Below are 2,328 nucleotides of genomic sequence, written 5' to 3'. Positions count from 1 at the left end.
CTTCTCGACCGCGGTCGGCGGCGGCGCGTGGGCGCCGGGCACGAATGCGACCGCCATCGGCAATCTCGCGTCGGCGAATGCCGACAACAGCGTTGCGCTCGGTGGCGACTCCGTGGCCGACCGCGAAGACACCGTCTCCGTCGGCAGCGCCGGCAGCGAGCGGCAGATCACCAACGTCGCCGCCGGTACCGAAGGCACCGATGCAGTGAACGTCGATCAGTTGAATGCAGTCGCCGAAGCTTCGGAAGACGCCACGCGCTACTTCAAGGCGAACGGTGCGAACGACGGCACCGACGACGCCACCGCCAATGGAGACTATGCGACCGCCTCCGGTTCGGCTGCGCTGGCCGACGGCGTCGGCGCGACGGCGACCGGTTCCGGCGCGTTCGCGATCGCCGACGGYGCSACGGCGACCGGCTTCAATGCCACCGCCACCGGCAACAACAGCGTCGCCAACGGTGCGGGCGCACAGGCCACGGGCGCAGGTGCGGTCGCACTGGGTGGACAGCGCCAGCTGCTCGACGAAAACGGCGACCCGGTGCTGGATGAAGACGGCAACCCGGTCTATGCCAGCACCGAGGCCACGGCGGACGATGCCACGGCGATCGGCGCAGGTGCGGTCGCGGGCGARGTCGGKGCGACCGCCACCGGTGCGGGTGCGAATGCGTCGGGCGCCTATGCCTCCGCCATCGGCACCGAAGCCGCTGCGTCGGGCATCCAGGCCACCGCCGTCGGCTTCCGCAGTGATGCCTCCGACGATGCCGCGACGGCCATCGGCGGCTACAGCAACGCATCCAACTTCGGCGCATCGGCCTTCGGATACGGCGCCGAGGCGAGCGGCAACAGCGCGACGGCGCTGGGCTTCGGTGCGATCGCGAGCAACTTCGACAGCACCGCGCTGGGTTCGAACTCGATCGCCAGTGGCGACAACAGCGTGGCCGTCGGTGGTGCCTTCTTCGGTCTGTTCGCCACCGAAGCCTCGGGCGACTATTCGGTGGCCGTCGGCGGCGGCGCGTACACGCCGGGCTTCAACTCGGTGGCGCTGGGCAACCTGGCCACGGCCGAGGCCGACAACAGCGTCGCCATCGGCGGCGACTCGGTCGCCGATCGCGAAGACACCGTGTCCGTCGGCAGCGTCGGCGGCGAACGCCAGATCACCAACGTCGCCGCCGGCACCGAAGGCACCGATGCGGTGAACGTCGATCAGTTGAACGCCGTGGCGGAAGCCTCGGAGAACGCGACGCGCTACTTCAAGGCCAACGGTGCGGACGACGGCTCCGACGACGCGACGGCCACCGGCGATTACGCCACGGCGTCCGGGTCGGCCGCACTGGCCGAAGGCGTTGGCGCCACGGCCACCGGCTCGGGCGCGTTCGCCCTGGCCGACGGTGCCACCGCGACCGGCTTCTCCGCGACCGCCACCGGCAGCAACAGCGTGGCCAACGGCAGCAGCGCCGAAGCCAGCGGCGATTCCAGCATCGCCATCGGTGGCACGGTCGATGCCTTCGATGCCGAGGGCAATCCGATCAGCGTCAATACGGTCGCTTCCGGGCTGGGCGCGACGGCGGTCGGTTCCGGCAGCCTCGCCTCGGCGCTCGGCAGTTCGTCGTTCGGTGTGCTCAGCGAAGCCAGTGGTGAAGCGAGTTCCGCCTTCGGCTATGGCAGTACGGCCACCGGGTCGTATGCGTCGAGCTTCGGCCACGCCAGCGGCGCCAGCGGCGACTACAGCGTGGCGGTGGGTGGGCCGGCGGACCTGATTCCCGGCTTCGGTCTCCTGGTCTACACGCAGGCGAGCGGATTCAGCGCGGCCGCCTTCGGGTCGGGCGCGATCGCCGCAGGCGACTACAGCCTGGCGGCCGGCAGTCTGTCGGAGGCGTCGGGTCTGGAAAGCACGGCGGCCGGCTTCTTCTCCTACGCGCCGGGCGACTACGCCACGGCACTGGGCGCGGAATCCTGGGCCAGCGGCGACAACAGCACGGCCGTCGGCTTCTACAGCACGGCGCTGGGCGACAACAGCGTGGCGCTCGGCGCGAACTCGACGGCGGACCGCGACAACACCGTCTCGGTGGGCGATGTAGGCAGCGAGCGCCAGATCACCAACGTCGCCGCCGGTACCGAAGGTACCGACGCGGTGAACCTCGATCAGTTGAATGCAGTCGCCGAAGCTTCAGAAAACGCCACGCGCTACTTCAAGGCGAACGGTGCGAACGATGGCACCGACGACGCCACCGCCAACGGAGACTATGCGACCGCCTCCGGTTCGGCTGCGCTGGCCGACGGCGTCGGCGCGACGGCGACCGGTTCCGGCGCGTTCGCGATCGCCGACGG

The 2,328-nt window shown here is 70.3% G+C and carries 1 protein-coding gene; it reads left to right on the top strand.

Features of this window, described 5'->3' with window-relative positions:
• The coding region (locus AC04L7_RS16900) for a YadA family autotransporter adhesin (RefSeq protein WP_475513478.1) at positions 1-2,328 on the top strand (2,328 nt) is incomplete at both ends.

The organism is Pseudoxanthomonas sp. LjRoot204_2 (assembly GCF_056175765.1).
This window is presented reverse-complemented; position numbering and strand designations above follow the sequence as displayed.